Here is an 18,409-nt window from a genome sequence, read left to right as displayed (position 1 = left end):
ATCGGGGTCCTGGATGAGACTTCTCGCCGCCGTCGCGGCCTTCCTGCTGATCGTGGTGCTGCCGGCGCCGGCGCAGGCCGCGCCGGTCACGATCACCAACGGGGTTCAGTTCACCGACACGTCCGGGGCCGGGGTGCACGCCCACGGCGGCGGGGTGCTCAAGGTCGGCGCCTACTGGTACTGGTTCGGAGAGAACCGCAACGCCGACGACACGTTCCGGGCGGTCTCCGTCTACCGGTCGACCGACCTGCGCAACTGGGAGTTCCGCAACAACGTGCTCACCTCGTCGTCGGCGTCCGAACTGGGCAGCGCCAAGATCGAACGGCCGAAGGTCATCTACAACGCGTCGACCGGGCGCTACGTGATGTGGATGCACAAGGAGAACGGGACGGACTACGGCGAGGCGCGGGCCGCGGTGGCATCGTCGGCGACGATCGACGGCACGTACACCTACCACGGCAGTTTCCGGCCGTTCGGCACCTACATGTCGCGGGACATCACGCTCTACGACGACGGCGGCACGGCGTACATGATCTCGGCCGCCGACGAGAACCGGGACCTGATGATCTACCGCCTCACCGCCGACTTCCTCCAGGTCTCCACGGTCGTCGGCAACTTCTGGGACGACGCGACCCGGGAGGCGCCGGCCATGTTCAAGCGCAACGGCGTCTACTTCCTGGTCACGTCGGGCACGTCCGGCTGGAACCCGAACCAGTCCAAGTACGCCACCGCCACCAGCATCAGCGGCCCCTGGTCGGGCTGGACGAACGTCGGCGACTCGACCAGCTACGGTTCGCAGCCGGCGTACGTCCTGCCGATCACCGGCACGTCCGGCACCAGCTACCTCTACATGGGCGACCGCTGGGCCGGCGCGTGGTCCGGACCGGTCAACGATTCCCGTTACGTCTGGCTGCCGATCAGTTTCCCGAGCTCCACGTCGATGTCGCTGTCCTGGTACCCGACGATCACGGTGGACGCCGCGGCGGGCACGATCACCGGGAACGCGGCCACCTATTACCGGATCACCAACCGTAACAGCGGCAAGGTGATGGACGTGGTGAGCGCCTCACAGGCCAACAGCGCCGAAATCAAGCAATACACCTGGAACAGCGGCGGAAACCAGAAGTTCGAATTCCGGGACGCCGGCAGCGGCTATTTCCAGATCGTCGCCCAGCACAGCGGAAAATGCCTCGACGTGGCCTCGTCATCGACCGCCGACGGCGCCAACATCATCCAGTACACCTGCGGAAACGGCACCAACCAGCAATGGCAGTGGGCCGCGACCGGCAGCTATTTCCAGATCAAGGCCCGGCATTCCGGAAAATGCCTCGACGTCGTCTCGGCCAACACCGCCGACGGCGCCGACATCCAGCAGTACACCTGCGGTTCCGGCACCAACCAGCAATGGTCAAGAACAACCTCATAGGGTACGGCGTGGACAGCCCCGTCAATTTCACGCCGTCCCGGAACCACGACGCGACGTGATCCCGGCTCCAGGCCGCAGCGCGAGCTGCGGGCTGGAGCCGTCGGTCACCGGGTGACGGCAGCCGGCCGGAGCCCGTCGAGCGCCGTGGTGACCGCGTCGAGCGCCGACCCGTCCGGTGAGTAGCAGATCTTCGTGCCGTCGCGCCGGGTCTGCACGAGCCCGGCCTGCCGGAGCACCCGCAGATGCTCGGAGATCGTCGGCTGGCTGACCCCGAACGCCGTGCCCAGGTCGCAGGCACACACCTCACCCTGCTCGAACAGCTCCCGCAGGATGCCCAGCCGCACCGGGTGGGCAAGCGCCCGCAGCCGTACCGGAAGCTCGTCAGAGATCGTCACAGGCGAATCCTACCTTGATATTTAGCAACTTCCCTATATAGGCTCTCGCCTATGAATCTCAGCTCTCCGCGACTGCGATTACTCGCCACCGCGATGACCCTCGACGCTCTCGGCAGCGGCCTGTTCGGCCCGTTCGGCCTGCTGTACGCCCATGAGGTGGCCGGCCTCCCACTCGCCGTCGCGGGGGCGGCGATCGGGGTGGCCGGCACCGTGGCCCTGGCCGCCGGGCCACTCGCCGGAGCCCTGGTCGACCGGTTGGGCCCCGCCCGAGTGGTGGTCCTGGCCAACGCCGTGGCCGTGCTGGGCGGCCTGATCCTGCTTACCGCCCGCGACCTGTGGGTGTTCAGCCTGGCGTCAGTGCTGGGCGTGGCCTCGGCCCGGATGTTCTGGTCCTCGTTCGCCCCACTGGTCGCCGCGGTGACCGCCGACCGCGCCGAACGCTGGCTCGGCTACCTGCGAAGTGCCCGCCTGGCCGGGGTGATGCTCGGCGGCTTCGCCGCGTCCGTGGTCCTCACCCTGGACCGCCACCACGGCCTGATCATCATGCTGGCCGTCGACACCGCGACCTACGCCCTGGCCGGCGTCCTCACCACCGTCGCCACCGCCGCGCTGCGCCGCACCATCCCGTCGGCCTCTACCGCCCCGCCGGGCCGCACCGCTGCTTCCGCCCACACCGGCCGAGCCTCCTACCGGACGGTGCTACGTGACCGCGCACTCCTGCGGCTCACCGCGCTCAACACCGCCTGCACCCTGCTGGTCTCGGCCCCGGTCATCGCCATGCCGGTCTACCTGATCGACTCGGTACACGGCCCCGCATGGCTACCCGGACTGGCCGCCGGCCTGCTCACCGGCCTCGTGGCGCTGGCGATGACCCGCACACCCCACCTGACCCGGGGCACCGGCCGCCTGCGTGTGCTCGCCCTGGCCTGCCTGCTCTGGTCGGCCGGTTGCCTGCTCTTCATCACAGCCGGATCGAGCCCGGTCCCGGCCGCCCTCACCGCGACGATGGTGCTGGCCCTGGCGCAGGCGTTCTACGAGCCGACCGCCGACGCCGTACCGCTGGCCCTGGCCCCACCTCACCTGACCGGCCGATACACCGCCGTCTACCAGTTGGCGTGGGGCGTTTCGAGCGCCCTGGCCCCACTACTGGTAGGCACCCTGCTGTCGATCAACCCGGCCGCCCTGTGGATCACCCTGGCCGCGATAGCAGCCACCACCGCAGTCGCCTACCACCGCACCGGCGCCCACCTGACCCACCGGGTGGGCCACTCCGGAGCCTCCCTGACCTTCGGCTGACAGGCGCTCAGGGCCGGGAAACTCGCAGGCGCGGGCAGCCGCGGGCTGCCTAGGATGGCGGCGTGTTCGAGCTTCAGCGAGTACGACCTGACCATGCACCGGCACTGCTGGAGTTCGAGCTGGCCAACCGGGAGTTCTTCGCGCGCACCATCGACGACCGCGGCGACGAGTATTTCGCGCGCTTCGATGAGCGGCACGCCGCGCTGATCGCCGAGCAGGAGGCCGGGACCTGCCACTTCCACGCGCTGGTCGACGAGCAGGGCGCCATCGTGGGCCGGTTCAACCTGGTCGACGTCGCGGACGGCAGCGCCGAGCTCGGCTACCGGCTGGCCGAGCGGGTCACCGGCCGTGGGCTGGCCAAACTCGGGGTTCGCCGGGTGATCGACCTGGCCCGCGACGACTATGGGCTGACCACGCTGACCGCTGGCGCCGGCCGGACCAACCTGGCCTCGCTCGCGGTGCTCCGCGCGACGGGGTTCCAGGTGTCCGGCGATTCGGACCGGGGCGGCATCCGGCACATCCGCGACCTGAAAACGCTCTGACCATACGGTGGAACCATGATGCGCAAGATCAATGACCGGCTGATCAGCTGGGCCAGCATCCTCGAAGAGGAGACTCTGCGGCAGGCCGAGAAGGCGTCCCAGTTGCCGTTCATCCACCCGCACATCGCACTGATGCCCGACGCGCACCTGGGCAAGGGCGCCACGGTCGGCTCGGTGATCCCGACGCTGGGGGCGATCATCCCGGCCGCGGTGGGTGTGGACATCGGCTGCGGGATGGCCGCCGTGCGCACCCAGTACCACCGGGACGACCTGCGCGGCAGCCTGAGCCGGCTACGGACATCGATCGAGCAGGCCGTCCCGCTGTCGGCCGGGTCGTACAACTCGAACCTGACCGATTCAGCGAAGCAGCGGGTGGAGCGGCTGACCGCGGAGGCGGAGGCCGCCGGTTTCGACCCCGCCGGGTATGCCCGCAACTGGACCTTGCAACTCGGCTCGCTGGGCAGCGGCAACCACTTCATCGAGGTGTGCCACGACGAGAAGGGCGCGGTCTGGCTGTTCCTGCACTCGGGTTCGCGGGGCGTCGGCAACAAGATCGCGACCCATCACATCCGGGTGGCACAGGATCTGATCGCCGAACGCGGCGTCACGCTGCCCGACCGCGACCTGGCCTACCTGGAGGAGGGCACCGAACAGTTCGACGCGTATCTGCGTGAGCTGCGGTGGGCGCAGAACTTCGCGCTGCTCAACCGGGACGAGATGATGGACCGGGTGATCGCCTGTTTCGGCGGGTTCGTCGGCGGGCCGGTCGAGCAGCGTGAACGGGTTCAGTGTCACCACAACTACACCGAGCAGGAGACCCACTACGGCGAGACGGTGTGGCTGTCCCGTAAGGGCGCCATCAACGCGGCGAAGGGTGTGCCGGGCCTGATTCCCGGTTCGATGGGCGACGCGTCGTACGTGGTGGTCGGCAAGGGCGACACCACATCCCTGAATTCGTCGCCGCACGGGGCGGGCCGGGCGTATTCCCGTACCAAAGCCCGGAAGACCTTCACCCGCGACCAGTTGCGCACCGCCATGAAGGGCATCGAGTTCCGCGACACCGACGCGTTCCTCGATGAGATCCCGCAGGCGTACAAGCCGATCGACGTCGTGATGCGGGACGCCGACGACCTGGTGGAGGTCCGGCACATGCTGCGCCAGATCGTGAACGTGAAGGGCGACTGACGATGTGACATCTGCCCCGAACTCCTTCGCAGCGCGCCCGACCGGCCGAATGGACTGGTGGAACGGCTGACCGGCGGAGGCGGAGGGGAACATCGGATGGAGGAGCGGTACCGGGGCGTTCACACCCGCCGCGCGCTGCACCGACGCCGGACGTCCCGCCGTACCCGTACGGCTGTGGTGTTGCTGGCTCTGGCCGGCGCTGTCGCCGCCGGTGTCACCCAGACCGGTGTGTTGCGGTCGCCGGCCCAGCCGGTGACCGCGCCCGCCGGCTATTCGGCGCCGGCCGGTCCGGTGGTCAACGAGCCGGTCGCCGAGGCCCTCTACGACGCCGACGGCTACCGGAAGGCCCTCGAGGGGCAGATCGGCCATCACCTGTCGGACACCGGTTTCGCCGAGATCGAAGAGGTGGCCGAGCAGGTCTGCGGCTGGGATCGGGAGGAGTTCGCGGGCTGGGTGGCGGTCAACACCGACGACGGCACGCTCGCCGACGTGCATCTGGACGTCGAGTACCGCTGCCCGCAGCGGGAGACCGAGATCGCCGAGGCGCTGCGGGTGATCTCCGAGGCCCGGAAGTCCTGCAAGATGCCGAAGACCGACGACCCGGAGATCCGCGAGATGATCACCGGCAAGCCCGCCCAGGCGGCTCTGACCTGCGTCTATCTGACAAAACCGATAACCAGCGGCTGAGGCGGTACGGTCGACCGCGTGGAAGAGGCGCTGGCAGGCGGTTTCGTGGCGGGCGCGGTCCGGGTGGATGGAACCGTGCGGAAACAGCCGCCGCGCGATCCGGGGTTCGTGCACGAGCTGCTGTTGTTCTTCGAGCGGTCCGGCTGGCGTGGCGCGCCCCGGTTCCTGGGCGGCGACGACCGCGGGCGGGACGTGCTGGAGTTCCTGGACGGCACGGTGCCGTGGGAGCGGGCCCCCGACTTCGGGTTGGCGGCGGTGGGGCGGCTGATCCGGGAGTTCCACGATCTGACCGCGGGCACCGCGCTGGCCGGGGATCAGGAGGTGGTCTGCCACCACGATCTGTCCCCGAAGAACACCGTCTACCGGGGCGCCGAGCCGGTCGCGTTCATCGACTGAGACGACGCGTCGCCGGGCCGCCGGGTGCAGGACGTGGCCCACGCGTGCTGGCAGTTCGGAGGGCTGGGCGCGGCCGGGGCGGGACAGCGGGTCCGCGGAATCGTCGACGGCTACCGGCTCGGGCCCGCCGACCGGGCCGTGCTCGTCGACACGATCCTGGAGTGGCAGGAGGCGACCTGGCGCGGGATCCTCGCCGCGGCCGAAACCGGTGACGCGGCCATGATCCGGCTACGGGACGGCGGGACCGTCGAGCAGATCCGGGCCGTGCACGACTGGACGTCACGGCACCGGGCGGAGCTGGAGCCGGGCTGACCGAAAACGGTCTCCTGAGCGTCCGGGCGGGCCGACCATGGAGGTATGGGAGAGATACACGTACCGGAAGCGCCCAAGAAGATCCACGGGGACAAGCTGGCCGAGGCGTTCCGCGAGCCGAAGCCGGACATCAGCCGGCTGCCCCGGCACCCGGCGAGCACGGCGGCGGCCCCCACCGAAGCGGAGGCCGCCGGCGCGGTCAGGCGTCGTACTCCTTGAGGAACGCCAGCAGGTCGTCGCCGAGCTGCTGCTTGTGGGTGTCGGTGATGCCGTGCGGCGCGCCCGGGTAGACGATCAGCCGGGCGTCCTTGACCAGCTCGGCGGACGCCTTGCCGCCGACCTCGAACGGCACCACCTGGTCGTCGTCGCCGTGGATGACGAGTGTCGGCACGTCGAACCTCGCCAGGTCGTCACGGAAGTCGGTGGCCGAGAACGCCGCGATGCTCTCGTAGGCGTTGCGGTGCCCGGCGGCCATCGACTGCAGCCAGAACGCCTGGCGGATGCCCTCGGACACCTCGGCGCCGGGCCGGTTGTTGCCGAAGAACGGGCCGTCGGCGAGGTTCTTGTACAGCTGAGAACGATCGGCGGCAGACCCGGCCCGGATGCCGTCGAACACCTCGATCGGCACACCGCCCGGGTTGTCGTCCTGGCGGACCATCAGCGGCGGCACCGCGGAGACCAGCACCGCCTGCGCGACCCGGGCGCTCCCGTGCCGCCCGAGGTAGCGGGTGATCTCGCCACCACCTGTGGAGAAGCCGACCAGGGTGACCTCCCGGAGATCCAGAGCATCCAGAACGGCGGCGAGATCGTCGGCGTACGTGTCCATCTCGTTGCCGTGCCACGTCTGGCTGGACCGGCCGTGCCCGCGGCGGTCGTGGGCGATCACCCGGTAGCCGTTGTTCGCCAGGAACAGCTGCTGCGCCTCCCAGCTGTCCGAGTTCAGCGGCCAGCCGTGGCTGAGCACGACCGGACGGCCGGCGCCCCAGTCCTTGTAGAAGATGTGCGTGCCGTCGGAGGTGGTCACGAAACTCATCGGGCGGCCCTCTCGATCAGGTCGGCGACTGCCTTGGGCTGGGAGATCAAAGCGACATGCGAAGAGCAGATCTCGACGGTACGGGCGCCCGCGCGCTCAGCCATGAACCGCTGCACGGCCGCCGGGATCAGCCTGTCGTCCTTGGCGACGAGGAAGTACGACGGGATGGTCTTCCACGCCGGCTCGCCGGACGGGGTCTGCAGGGTGCTCGTGTCGCCGGGCCGCTGGGTGGCCCACAGCACGTCGGCCTCGGCCGGTGACAGGTCGCCGGCGAACACCCGGTGGAAGAACTCCCGTTTGACGTAACCGTCGACCCCGCCGGGGTGCTCCCGGAAGTCGAGGGCGTCCAGGGTCAGTTCGGTGCCGGGGAACCGGTTCTGCAGGTGGTACACGTCGTCCCCGGCGTCCGGGGCGAACGCGGCCACGTACACCAGCGCCTTGACGTTCTCCACGCCGGTGGCCGCGTTGGTGATGACGACACCGCCGTACGAGTGTCCGACCAGCACGATCGGCCCGGTGATGGTCTTGAGGACACTCTTCAGGTAGGCGGCGTCGGAGGCGACACCGCGCAGCGGGTTCGCCGGGGCGAGGACCGGATAGCCGGCCCGGATCAGTCGCTTGAGGACACCGGACCAGCCGGCGGCGTCGGCGAACGCGCCGTGCACGAGAACGATGGTGGGCTTGACCTTGGGGCCGCTTGCGGCGGCCGGGGCACCGGTGGCGGCGACGGCCACGGCTGCGGCCGCGGTGCCGGCCAGAACGGTACGGCGGGAAACGGAACTCATGCCCTTGAGCCAACCGTCCGGCGGCGTCCCGGACCATGCGGAACGACCGGCAGAAACCGGCAGCGCTCGGGTCAGAGTGTGGTGAGCCGTTCCACGGCGAGTTTCAGCAGCGGCCCCCGCCCGAGCAGCCGGACCGCACATTCCAGGTCGAACCTGGCCTGTTCCACCAACCCGAGGCCGGCATAGGCGAGACCGGCGGCCAGGTGGGCCTGTCCGATGCGGCCGGACTCGCCGAACTCGATGGCGAGCGCCATCGCGGCTTCGCTTCTCGCCAGGGCCTCATCAAACCGGCCGAGGTCGACGAGAGTATGCACGAGACCGGTGCTGCCGACGGTCCGGGCCGCGAAGGCGGAACGGGGTGTCACCGGCCTGGTCTCGCTCTCGCGCAGAGTCTGACGGAAATGCTCAAGCGCCTCCTCGTACCGGCCGTCGTTACGCAGCGCCAGCCCGACACCGAGATGCAACTGCAGGTAACAGTCGTGATCCCCGCTGGCCTCGGCGAGAGGCAGCGCCCGGGCGTAGGCGGCCAGCGCCCGCTCATGATGTCCGGTGTACCGCCAGGCGTCTCCCTCGTATTGCAGCGCCCAGCTCTGCTCGCTCAGATCGCCCAGCTCGGCGGCGAGCCGGTAGGCAGCGCGCGCGGCGTCACCCCCTTCCTCGTAACGGTGGGCGCAGACGACCGCCGCCCAAGCGAAATAGTTGAGGTGCACGACCGTCTGCAGTGGATCGGGCAGCCGGGCGGCCGCGTCCCGGGACAGGCGGTACACGTCGTACCAGCCGGGCCAGCTGCTCATCGTGTCGGAGAACCAGTGCAGCGCCTCGGCCACGTCGACGATCAGCTGGTCGTCGGCGCAGTCGCGCAGCCCGCCGAGCCAGTTGCCGGTCTCGGCCTGGAGCCACGCGGCGGCTTCCTCGAGGCTGTCCAGCGGCACGATGCCGGCCCAGTCGTCGGGCCGGGCGCCGTACCCCGGCTCGAACCAGCGGCCGGCCACGATCGCCGTCTCCAGCAGCCAGCGGATCATCCGCTGGCGGGTGGCGGCCCGGGCGCCCGCCGGTTCCTCGACGCGCAGGCGTTCCGCGGCGAACAGGCGGATCAGGTCGTGGAAGCGGTACCTGTCGGCGCCTTCGGCCTGGAGCAGGCCCAGCTCGACCAGCTCGTCGAGGCGGTCCTCGGCGTCGTGCGGCCCGGATCCGGTGAGGACGGCCACGATCGGGGCGGTGAAGTCGAGGCCCGGGACGTGCGCGAGCCGCCGGAACAGCGCCCGGCCCTCCCCGGAGAGCTGGGCGTGCGACAGGGCGAACGCGGCCGCCACCCCGGTGTCGCCGGTGCTCAGCACGGCCAGGCGCCGGTCAGCGTCGGCGAGCCGGTCCAGCAGGTTGCCGACGGTCCAGGCGGTACGGGTGGCCAGTCGCGTGCCGGCGATCCGCAGCGCCAGCGGCAGGTGGCCGCAGAGCCGGGCCACCTCGTCGACCTGCCCGGCCGCGGACGGGTCGCCGGCCTGCCCGGCGATCGAGCGGAGCAGGCCCGCCGACTCGTCCGGGGCCAGCGGGTCCAGCCCGATCCGCAGCACACCCTCCAGGCCGCCGAGCATGCGGCGGCTGGTGATCAGGACGGTGCTGCCGCCGGGGCCGGGCAGCAGCGGGCGCAACTGGGCCTCGTCGGCGGCGTTGTCGAGGATCAGCAGGCAGCGGCGTTCGCCGAGTTCGGCGCGGATCTGGCTACAGCGTTCGTCGGGGTCGTCGGCGATCCGCCGGGGGCTGACGTCGAGGGCACGCAGCAGCTGGCGGGCGGCCTCGCCGGGTTCGAGGGGCTCCGGGTCGACGCCGCGAAGATCCAGGTACAGCCGTCCGTCGGCCGCGTCGGTGTCGGCCGAGGCCCGCACCACCAGCGCCGTCTTCCCGACGCCCGGCTGGCCGTGCACGACGACGATCTTGTCGCCGTGCTTGAGGATCTGACCGATTTCAGCGGCGCGGCCGACGAAGTCGTCGACGGCCCGGGGCGGCTCGCACAGCCGCGGCCGGACCGTCTTCATCCGCTGGGCGCGGGCCGACCCGGCGAGCAGATCGTGCTCCTCGTCGGTCACTCCCAGAGCAGAGGCGAGAGCCGCGAGGGTACGGGGCTGAGGCGCTCGGCTGTGCCCGCGTTCCATGTCGCTGATCGCCCGGACACTCACCCCCGACGCCTCGGCCAGTTGTTCCATCGTCAGCCCGGCCCCGCGACGCAACGAACGCAGCCGTCCCCCGAACCCCGTCACACGTCCAATCTAGATCCCGCCCGGATCCGCGCGTCCTCGGCCGGATAGTCGAACCAGCCCTCGGGATCGTCCGGCCGGTTCCGCAACAGCCAGTCGACCTCCTCGGTGACCGTCGTCGCGAAGTCACCGGCCGGCCGGTACCCGAGCCGCCCGGCCGCGGTCATGTCCAGCACGATCGGCGGGACCCGGTGCCACGGGTGCCATCCGGTCTCGTCGTCGATCTCCGTCCAGGTGTGCCCGGCCAGGCCGGCGATCACCCGGGAGATGGTCAGGCCGTCCGGGGCGTCCGGGTCGGCGGCGTTCAGGATCCGGCGGCCGGGATCGTCCGCGGCACACGCGACCAGGGCGGCGATGTTCGCGGCGGCCGACGTGTGGTCGACGCCCCGGCCACCGTCGGCGAGCAGCACGAACGGGCGGCGGTCCAGGGCCCGCTTCAGGAAGAACCAGGTGCGGGCCGGGTCCGCGCCGGCGCCGTGCACCTTCGACGGGCGCAGCACGGTCACCGGGGCGCCACTGTCCAGCAGCAGCTGCTCGGCGGCCACCTTGTTCGGGCCGTAGCCCTCGGCCGAATCGAAGTCCATGTCGCCCGGCGGCAGGGTCGGCTGCTCCTCGGTGACCGGGCCGTCGAAACGGGGCGGTTCCGGCGAGTTCACATGGTTGCCGTCGGCGTCCACGTAGACGGCCTTACTGGAGATCATCACCGCCGACCCGGCGTCGCGCATCAGCGGCAGCACCTGGGCGGCGTGCTCGGCGGTGTAGCAGGCACAGTCGACGACCAGGTCGTACGTGCCGGTGGGCAGATCGTTGTGGCCGGCCAGGAGCAGGGTTGCACCGGACGGAACCGGGCGGGGCCGGCGGCCGGTGGCGGTGACCTGCCAGCCCGCGCCGATCAGGTGGCGGGCGACCGCCCCGCCGATCAGGCCGGTGCCGCCGATGACTAGAGCATGTCGCATTGGATAGATTCAAACAGGTGAGCGATCACCTGGCACCGCATTGGGGTTCCGCGGCCCTCGTCGTCATCGACATGCAGGCCGATTTCACCACCATCGACGGTACGGTCGAGGTCATCCCGCAGGTCAGCGCGCTGGCGGCGGCGTTCCGTGCGGCGGGGCGGCCGATCGTGCACATCGTGCGGCTCTATGCGCCGGGCAGCGCCGACATCGACCTTCCACGGCGGGCTCTGGAGAATCCTCCGGTCGCGCCGGGCACCGCGGGTTCGGAGATCGTCGCGGGGCTTCCCGCCCCGGTCACGCTCGATCCCGCGCTGCTGCTGTCCGGGCGGCCGCAGCCTGTCGGTGAGGACGAGATCGTGCTGTTCAAGCCACGGTGGGGCGCCTTCTACCGGACCGATCTGGAGTCCTGGCTGCGGGAGCGCGGCGTGGACACGGTCGTGGTGGCGGGTTGCAACCTTCCGAACTGTCCGCGGGCCACCCTCTTTGAAGCCAGCGAGCGCGATTTCCGTACCGTAATCGTGTTTGATGCCGTGTCCCAGACAAGCGGTGAGCGGCTCGCCGATCTGGCCTCGATCGGAGTCAATGTTCTTTCCGCCGCGGACGTCACCGGAAGCCTGCCCGGCTGACCCGGCATCCCTTCGGCCTCGACCGTCGCCGAGAGACTGTCTGAGCGCGGTTCCTTCGGTCTCGACCCGTCGCCGATAGGCTGCCGGGGTGAGCACACGCGCCGAGGCTGTCGAACTCTGCCTGGAGGCGCTGGCCACCGGCCGTGTCCATGGCGTCTCGCCGAACCACGACCCCGCGCATGCGCCGTTCTTCCAGACCGTGATCGGCGACCACGGGATGGTCCGCGACTTCGGCCTGTGGGAGGCCCATTTCACCCGCTGGACCGTGCAACAGCCGTGGCAGTGCCAGTCCGTGGTGGTCCAGGCACACCGGATGCGCCGGCCGCCGAAGTGGAAACGCCTGCTCCGCGAGCTCACCGGCTTCGACCTGGTGCCGGGCGATCTGGCGGTGCCCGGCTCGGAGTACATCCGGGTCGTCGCCTCGGACAGTGAGGCTTGCATCGACGCCGAGACCGGCCGTCTCCAGAAGATCAGCATCCCGGCGGCGCCGCCGCTGAGCCGCCCCGCCCCGGCGCCCAACCACCTGCGCCGCCGGGTACGCACGGTGGCGGCCGGCCCGCCGAGCGAGTGGCCGGGGATTCCACCCGCCGCCTGGCCGCACGTCGTCGCCACCATCGACAACCTGCACCGCGACGAGCCGGCGCAGCGTCCGATCTGGACGGCCTACGGCCGGTGGCTCCTGGATCGCGCCGCGTCGGTGTGGCCCGCGGACGAGTGGGCGTGGCGGTGGTCCCGGTTCGTCCTGGACCGCCCGGGCACGGTCCCGGTCGGCGAGGTGACCCGGGTATGCCTGGCCGCCCTGCCGATGACCGCCGACGAGGCGGCCACCCTACCCCGCGACTGGCGAACCCGCACACCGGACATGGTCCGCCGCTCCCGGATGACGCTGGCCCTACTACGCTGCGCCGCCGACGACGTCCCCCTGCCACCCCCACCGCGCCCGGGCGTGGCCGCCTGGCAGCCGTTACTGCGCCACCTCGGCTGACCTGCCTCCTCGCTGCGGCACGGCCACCTTCGTCCCGTCGACCCCGGCTGCCGGCGTCTCTCCCTTCGCCCGGTCCCGTCCCGCAGCTGTTCCGACCTCCGCCGTTTCAGATCTCCGCCACCCCCGATCACCGCTATCTCCGGTCTCCGCCGTTTCAGATCTCCGCTATCTCCGGTCTCAGCCGCTTCCGGTCTCCGCTACCCCTGATCGCCGCCACCTCCGATCGCCGCCGCCTCCGATCTCCGCTACCCCTGATCGCCGCCACCTTCGATCTCCGCCGCCTCCGATCTCCGCCGCCTCCGGTCTCCGCCGCTTCCGATCTCGGCCTCGAAGTTGCGATAGACCGAAAACGATCACTGCTGACACCCCTTGGGGGCAGATTCACGGGTGGCGAAGAATGCGATCATGAGCAATCCGGGAAGGCGGGCGGTGACGGTCGCACTGATCGCGCTCGCGGGAAGTCCCGACTTCAGCGACCGGGCGGACGCGGGCCGGAGCCTGGCCCGGTTCTTGGAGGACCCGGACGCCCGGGCGACTCTGGTGAGCCTCGTGCTCGACGCCGGCGACACCTTCGTCACTCGGGTCACGGCGGAGGCGCTACTCCGCCGTCAGGACATCGCCGGATTGTCGGTGGTCGCCTCGGCGCTCACCGAGGCCGATGCCAACCAGGCCGACTGGATCCACACCGCGGTGCTCGACGTATTCGCATCGTTCGAGGACGAACGCGACGCCGTCCTTCTCCTGTGCGACGCATTGACCCTCGATCCGGACGCCCGCGTTCGCAACGGCGCACCTCACCTGAACGCAATGCTCACCGGAATCGAACCGGCACTCCACGCCGACCACGGATTCGAAGCCGACCTACGCCCGGACCAGAGAATCGAGCCCACCCACCACGATTAGGGTGCAAGCGTGGTTCGTGGGGTCGTGTTCTTCGACGTGGATGGCACATTGGTGCCCGGCACCAGCAGTGGGCAGCATCTGGCTGAGCTCCTGGGCCATGCAGCGGTGGTCCGGGATGCGGAGGCCGCCTATTCCGCCGGAACCCTGACCAACCGGGAAGTGTCCGTCATCGACGCCGAAGGTTGGGCGGGCCACTCGCCGGCCGAGGTGCGCGGGTTCCTGGAGTCGATGCCGCTGGTCGGCGGCATCCCGGAGACCGTCGCCTGGTGCCGGGACAACGGCCTGCTCCCGGTACTGGCCACACTCGCCTGGGACATCGTCGGCGCGTTTCTGTGTGACAGGTTCGGTTTCGACCGTGCCTGCGGCCCACGGCTGGCGCTCGTCGACGGCCGATACTCCGGCCAGGTCACCGAACACTTCGACGAACTGGGCAAACGTGACTTCGCCATCGCCGTCGCCGAGGAGATCGGAGTGCCGCTCGCCCGCTGCGCGGCGGTCGGGGACAGCCGGTCGGACCTTCCCCTCTTCGGCACGGTCGGGTTGGCTATCGCGTTCAACGCAACCCCCGCAGCTCAGACGGCAGCCCACACATCCATCACCGGCAACGATCTACGGGCGGTCATCCCCCTGCTCTCGACAGGACTTCTCTGAGCCTCCTCCAAGCGAAGCGCCTCATCCCGACCGAGTCTTCATCCCAAGCGAAGCGCCATCCCGAGCGAGGCCTCATCCCGAACGAAGCGCCATCCCGAACGAAACGCCATCCCGAGCGAGGCGTCTCATCCCGGGCAAAGCGCCACATCCCGAACGAAACGCCATCCCGAACGAAACGCCATCCCGAGCGAGGCGTCTCATCCCGGGCGAAGCGATGGATGATCTCCGGCACGACGTGGCCATACCCGCCGCATGGCCGACCGGGGGCAAGGGTTGTCGCGCCGCCGCACCGTGGGCCTGGCAGGCCTCCGGACGGCCGGAAGGATCTCGACCACGACGACGAGCACCCACAACTACCGCTGGATGACCAGACCCAACGACGATCAGCGCACACAATCGCGGAACGCGTGCTTTCACCACCGCCATCACGTAGGCCAGGTCGCGCAATCAGCGTTGCGCGGTCGCCTGTCGTCGTCATGGCGATGACCCGCGCCCACGATCGCGCTATGTGTACTCCCACCCTCGTTGAACCGAGAACCTGGAGGGCCCAGCGGCCCGCAACTCGAACCGGAACACAGAACCAAGGCAGAGGTTGGACCAAGCCGAGACCCGAGCGCGCGGCCCCATGCGACCAGAAGAGGCGCCAAGGCTTGGCCCACACCCGAACCCGAAACCCGGGTCCCGAACCCGGAACCCAACTGGCCCGGGCCCCGGGACCCGGATCCGGAGCCCGGACTCGGAGCCCAGACTCAGGCCCAGAGCCCAGAGCCCAGAGCCCGGACTCGGAGCCCAGACTCAGGCCCGGAACCCAGAGCCCGGAACCCAGAGCCGGGAGCCCGGAGGCGGAAGCCCCGAGGCGGAGCCGAAGCCAGAGCGCGGTAATGCCAGAGCCCGGTAATGCCCGAGCCCGCGGTAATGCCCGAGCCCGGCAATGCCCGAGCCCGGCAATGCCGGAGCGCGGTAATGCTCGAGCCCGGCAATGCCCGAGCCCGGAACTGGAACTGGGTAGCCGGGCGGTCGAGTGTCTGGGCGGATCGGACGCGGGGCTACGTCGTCAGGGGCGTTCGGGGTGTGGGCTCGTGCTGGGGCGGGGGCTGGCCGGCTCGCCGGTTGTGGCCAGCAGGAAGGTTGCGGCGGCGGCGAACACTGCGGCGGCGGCGAAGATCAGGGGCGGGTGGCCGTACCCGATGAGGGAACCGAAAATGACGCCTGCGGTGACCGGGACGCAGGCCTCGGCGATCGCGCTGACGCCGGTCAGCGCGCCCTGGACGGTGCCCTGTTCGTCGGCGCTGATGCCGCGGGAGATCCAGGACTGGGCGGCGGCGCCGGCGAACGAACCGGCCACCCCGACCGCCTGCCAGGTGTAGAGCATCCACGGCGTCGATGCGAACGCGATGCCGGCCAGGGAGACGGCGCCGATGAGGCTGCCGACGACCGCGGCCCGCCGGTCTCCGAGGGCGCGGACGATCGGGCCGGTCGCCCACGACTGGAAGGCGGCGCCGGCCAGCGCACTGACGGCCATGACCACGCCGATGTGGGTGGTGGACCAGGCGAACTGGACGGTCAGGAAGAACATCCACACCGACTGGTGGATCATGCGGGCGATGTCGGCGCACAGCCGGGCGTAGGTGAGGCGGCCCAGCACCGGGCGGCGCAGGACGGCCCGGATGGCGCCGAACGGGTTGGCGGCGCGCAGCGTGAGCGGCGTGACGCCGTCGCCGGGGCGTGACTCCGGCAGGACGAGCCAGCCGTACGCCACATTGGCGAAACAGAGCAGTCCGGCGGCGAGGAACGGCAGGCGCACGTCGACCGCGCCGAGCAGCCCGCCCAGCACCGGTCCCGCGACGAAGCCGAGGCCGAACGCGGCGCCGATCAGGCCGTACGCCCGGGCCCGCCCGTCTGGTTCGGTGACGTCGGCGACATACGCGTTGACCACGGTGTTCGTTCCCGCGCAGGCCCCGGCGAGAGCATGGAACGCCAGGAGTGTCCACGGGCCGGACGCCGACGCGTGGGCGAGCCAGTCGACGCCCAGGCAGGTCAGTGACAGGAGCAGCACGGGTCGGCGGCCGTACCGGTCGGAGATCCGGCCGAGCAGCGGCGACGCCCCGAACTGCAACACGCCGTAGGTCGAACCGAGCACCCCGGACCAGAGGACCGCGGTCGCCGGATCGGTGGTGACCTCGGTCATCAGGGCGGGCAGGATCGGCACGATCAGACCGAGCCCGAGCATGTCGAGGAAGACGGTGACGAGCAGGAATTTCAACGTCGGCTCCGTGAGTCGAGGTGGGCGAAAGCCCCCCTCGCAGGCACGGAGGATCAGATTATCGGTGCCGTCAAACGATTTTCTCCTGACGTACGTAGTACGAGGTCACCGCCGGTTGGCCGGTGTAGTTGGGCCCGGCCCGGTCGTCGGCGCCGAGGTACCGGTAGGGCAGGTCGAGAGCCCGTGGCCCGGTGCAGGTGATCCGTTTGCGCCGGGCGTCGTACCCGATTCCGGCCGCCCTGAGCAGTGCGGCCAGAGGTCGCCCGCCCGGCTGGATCGACGCGAGGTCCAGGTCTGCGACGAACATCCCGCCGGGCGTCAGCCATCGCAGGATCCGGCTGAGCACACCCAGCTTGTCCCCCACATAGTGCAGCCCGTGCACACACGTGATCAGGTCGAACTCGCGGCCCGGCGTCCAGGTCTCGAGTGGCGCCGCGACCAGCGTCACACCGGGCGGGGCGGGCCGGAACGCGTCGACCAGATCCACCCCGGTCAGCGTCACGCCGGTGGTCTGCTCAGCAGCCTGGACCAGGGCTCGCCCGCTGCCGCAGCACAGGTCCAGCCAGGCCGTCCCGGCCCTGGTCAGCGGGTCGAACCCGAGCACTTTCGCATAGCTGTTGACCCCGTGCAGCTGCCGTTCCCGGTTCATCGCGTTGTTGGCGACCACCGACGAGGCGTGCAGGGCCTGGTCATCGAGCAGATCCACCTCGACACTCTGCCAGGAATGATCGGATCGGGCCAGAACGATCGGGCGCCGGCCGGGCCCCGCAAACGAGAGTGGAAGCCGAAGGGAGACCTCATGATCTCGGCACTCAACCAGCTCATCGACATGGTCGAGGCGCACCTCAGCGTCGACGGCTCCGGCGCGGAGCTGGACCTCGGCCTGGTGGCGAAAACGCTCGGCACCACCGAGTACCACCTGCGGCGGATGTTCTCGTCGCTGGCCGGCATGCCGCTGTCGGAGTACGTCAGGCGGCGCCGGATGACGGTGGCCGCCGGCGACGTGGTCCGCGGTGAGGACGATCTGCTCAGCATCGCGGTCCGCTACGGGTACGGCTCGACCGAGGCGTTCGGGCGGGCCTTCCGGGCGGTGCACGGCGCCGGACCCGGTGAGGTACGCCGGGACGGAGGCCCCCTTCGGACCCAACCACAACTCAGGTTCCGCCTGACCGTCGAAGGGAGCACCCCCATGGACACCCGCATCGCCGAACAGCCCGCTTTCCGGCTTGTCGGCCACGCCGCGAGGGTTCCGCTGATCCACCAAGGCGTCAACCCGCACATCCAGCAGCACATCGCCTCGCTGCCACCGGCGACGCATCAGCGGCTGAAGGAACTCAGCGACACCGAACCGGCCGGGCTGCTCCAGGTCACCGACGGTGTCGAACCCGACGCCCCGGAGGGCAGCGAACTGACCTACCTGCACGGGGTCGCCGTCACCGGGCAGACGCCGGTGCCGGACGATCTCGACGCCATCGAGGTGCCGGCCGGGAAGTGGGCGGTGTTCCACGCCAGCGGACCCTTCCCCGACGTGCTCCAGGCGACGTGGGCGGCGACGGCGACCGAATGGTTCCCGTCCAACCCGTGGCGGCTGCGGCCGGGGCCGTCGATCGTCACCATCCTGGAGTGGGCCGACGATTTCAGCACAGCGACCACCGAGCTGTGGTTGCCGGTCGAGCCCGCCTGACGGTTGTGGATGGCGGCGCCACGGCCCGCACA

At 70.3% G+C, this 18,409-nt stretch carries 20 protein-coding genes; 13 read left to right on the top strand and 7 right to left on the bottom strand.

Annotation, left to right across the window (positions count from 1 at the left end):
* The first annotated feature begins 13 nt into the window (after nucleotides 1-13).
* A complete protein-coding gene (locus AB0E94_RS19270; protein ID WP_360327878.1) occupies nucleotides 14-1,426 on the top strand; it encodes an RICIN domain-containing protein in 1,413 nt (470 codons plus the stop codon).
* Between the two features lie 104 nt (nucleotides 1,427-1,530).
* On the opposite strand, the gene AB0E94_RS19265 is transcribed toward AB0E94_RS19270, so the two are convergent.
* Nucleotides 1,531-1,821: a metalloregulator ArsR/SmtB family transcription factor gene (locus tag AB0E94_RS19265; RefSeq protein WP_360327875.1), complete on the bottom strand. Its 291-nt coding sequence runs from the start codon at nucleotides 1,819-1,821 to the stop codon at nucleotides 1,531-1,533.
* A gap of 51 nt (nucleotides 1,822-1,872) precedes the next feature.
* Here AB0E94_RS19265 and AB0E94_RS19260 point away from each other — a divergent pair, with 51 nt between their 5' ends.
* From AB0E94_RS19260 to AB0E94_RS19230, 7 genes are all read left to right on the top strand, one after another.
* Nucleotides 1,873-3,117: an MFS transporter gene (locus AB0E94_RS19260; RefSeq protein ID WP_360327872.1), complete on the top strand. Its 1,245-nt coding sequence runs from the start codon at nucleotides 1,873-1,875 to the stop codon at nucleotides 3,115-3,117.
* A gap of 62 nt (nucleotides 3,118-3,179) precedes the next feature.
* Entirely contained in the window at nucleotides 3,180-3,659 is a 480-nt protein-coding gene (locus AB0E94_RS19255) for a GNAT family N-acetyltransferase (RefSeq protein ID WP_360327870.1), read from the top strand.
* 15 nt (nucleotides 3,660-3,674) lie between these two features.
* The gene (locus AB0E94_RS19250) at nucleotides 3,675-4,844 is read left to right on the top strand and encodes an RtcB family protein (RefSeq protein ID WP_360327868.1); all 1,170 of its coding nucleotides are present in this window, start codon (nucleotides 3,675-3,677) and stop codon (nucleotides 4,842-4,844) included.
* Nucleotides 4,845-4,940: 96 nt separating this feature from the next.
* On the top strand, nucleotides 4,941-5,531 hold the full coding sequence (locus AB0E94_RS19245; RefSeq protein WP_360327865.1) for a hypothetical protein: 591 nt from the start codon (nucleotides 4,941-4,943) through the stop codon (nucleotides 5,529-5,531).
* Nucleotides 5,532-5,549: 18 nt separating this feature from the next.
* The gene (locus tag AB0E94_RS19240; protein WP_360327862.1) at nucleotides 5,550-5,927 is read left to right on the top strand and encodes a hypothetical protein; all 378 of its coding nucleotides are present in this window, start codon (nucleotides 5,550-5,552) and stop codon (nucleotides 5,925-5,927) included.
* A gap of 33 nt (nucleotides 5,928-5,960) precedes the next feature.
* Nucleotides 5,961-6,239, top strand: a complete 279-nt coding sequence (locus tag AB0E94_RS19235; protein ID WP_360327859.1) for a hypothetical protein — start codon at nucleotides 5,961-5,963, stop codon at nucleotides 6,237-6,239.
* A gap of 45 nt (nucleotides 6,240-6,284) precedes the next feature.
* Nucleotides 6,285-6,458, top strand: a complete 174-nt coding sequence (locus AB0E94_RS19230) for a hypothetical protein (protein WP_360327857.1) — start codon at nucleotides 6,285-6,287, stop codon at nucleotides 6,456-6,458.
* On the opposite strand, the gene AB0E94_RS19225 is transcribed toward AB0E94_RS19230, so the two are convergent.
* The 4 genes from AB0E94_RS19225 to AB0E94_RS19210 all read right to left on the bottom strand — a co-directional run bounded on the left by AB0E94_RS19225 (nucleotide 6,439) and on the right by AB0E94_RS19210 (nucleotide 11,265).
* Nucleotides 6,439-7,272 carry an alpha/beta hydrolase gene (locus tag AB0E94_RS19225; protein WP_360327854.1) on the bottom strand — a complete coding sequence of 278 codons (834 nt, stop codon included), beginning with the start codon at nucleotides 7,270-7,272 and terminating at the stop codon, nucleotides 6,439-6,441. The two genes, AB0E94_RS19230 and AB0E94_RS19225, sit on opposite strands and share 20 nt — an antisense overlap.
* Nucleotides 7,269-8,057 (bottom strand): alpha/beta hydrolase, encoded by a 789-nt coding sequence (locus tag AB0E94_RS19220; RefSeq protein WP_360327851.1) that lies wholly within the window; start codon nucleotides 8,055-8,057, stop codon nucleotides 7,269-7,271. Before AB0E94_RS19220 ends, AB0E94_RS19225 begins: the two co-directional genes overlap by 4 nt.
* A 71-nt stretch (nucleotides 8,058-8,128) precedes the next feature.
* Nucleotides 8,129-10,312 carry a helix-turn-helix domain-containing protein gene (locus tag AB0E94_RS19215; protein WP_360327848.1) on the bottom strand — a complete coding sequence of 728 codons (2,184 nt, stop codon included), beginning with the start codon at nucleotides 10,310-10,312 and terminating at the stop codon, nucleotides 8,129-8,131.
* Nucleotides 10,309-11,265: a hypothetical protein gene (locus tag AB0E94_RS19210; protein ID WP_360327845.1), complete on the bottom strand. Its 957-nt coding sequence runs from the start codon at nucleotides 11,263-11,265 to the stop codon at nucleotides 10,309-10,311. The genes AB0E94_RS19215 and AB0E94_RS19210 overlap by 4 nt, the downstream gene beginning before the upstream one ends.
* Before the next feature lie 17 nt (nucleotides 11,266-11,282).
* Here AB0E94_RS19210 and AB0E94_RS19205 point away from each other — a divergent pair, with 17 nt between their 5' ends.
* From AB0E94_RS19205 to AB0E94_RS19190, 4 genes are all read left to right on the top strand, one after another.
* A complete protein-coding gene (locus AB0E94_RS19205; protein WP_360327842.1) occupies nucleotides 11,283-11,891 on the top strand; it encodes an isochorismatase family cysteine hydrolase in 609 nt (202 codons plus the stop codon).
* Nucleotides 11,892-11,979: 88 nt separating this feature from the next.
* A complete protein-coding gene (locus AB0E94_RS19200; RefSeq protein ID WP_360327839.1) occupies nucleotides 11,980-12,876 on the top strand; it encodes a hypothetical protein in 897 nt (298 codons plus the stop codon).
* A gap of 405 nt (nucleotides 12,877-13,281) precedes the next feature.
* Nucleotides 13,282-13,779, top strand: coding sequence for a hypothetical protein (locus AB0E94_RS19195; protein ID WP_360327836.1), 498 nt, complete (start codon nucleotides 13,282-13,284; stop codon nucleotides 13,777-13,779).
* Nucleotides 13,780-13,788: 9 nt separating this feature from the next.
* A complete protein-coding gene (locus AB0E94_RS19190; RefSeq protein ID WP_360327834.1) occupies nucleotides 13,789-14,430 on the top strand; it encodes a haloacid dehalogenase-like hydrolase in 642 nt (213 codons plus the stop codon).
* Nucleotides 14,431-15,484: 1,054 nt separating this feature from the next.
* Here the strand turns inward: AB0E94_RS19190 and AB0E94_RS19185 are convergent.
* Together AB0E94_RS19185 and AB0E94_RS19180 are read right to left on the bottom strand one after the other, a co-directional pair.
* Nucleotides 15,485-16,693, bottom strand: coding sequence for an MFS transporter (locus AB0E94_RS19185; protein ID WP_360327831.1), 1,209 nt, complete (start codon nucleotides 16,691-16,693; stop codon nucleotides 15,485-15,487).
* A gap of 70 nt (nucleotides 16,694-16,763) precedes the next feature.
* Nucleotides 16,764-17,399, bottom strand: a complete 636-nt coding sequence (locus tag AB0E94_RS19180; RefSeq protein ID WP_360327828.1) for a class I SAM-dependent methyltransferase — start codon at nucleotides 17,397-17,399, stop codon at nucleotides 16,764-16,766.
* A 93-nt stretch (nucleotides 17,400-17,492) separates the two neighbouring features.
* Between AB0E94_RS19180 and AB0E94_RS19175 the strand changes: the two genes are divergently transcribed.
* The gene (locus AB0E94_RS19175; RefSeq protein ID WP_360327825.1) at nucleotides 17,493-18,377 is read left to right on the top strand and encodes an AraC family transcriptional regulator; all 885 of its coding nucleotides are present in this window, start codon (nucleotides 17,493-17,495) and stop codon (nucleotides 18,375-18,377) included.
* The last annotated feature ends 32 nt before the right edge of the window (nucleotides 18,378-18,409 follow it).

The sequence above is a fragment of the Actinoplanes sp. NPDC026670 genome (genome assembly GCF_040638175.1).
Classification (GTDB): Bacteria; Actinomycetota; Actinomycetes; order Mycobacteriales; family Micromonosporaceae; genus Actinoplanes.
Note: the sequence above shows the minus strand (reverse complement) of the source record. Positions and strands in the feature narration are given on the sequence as shown.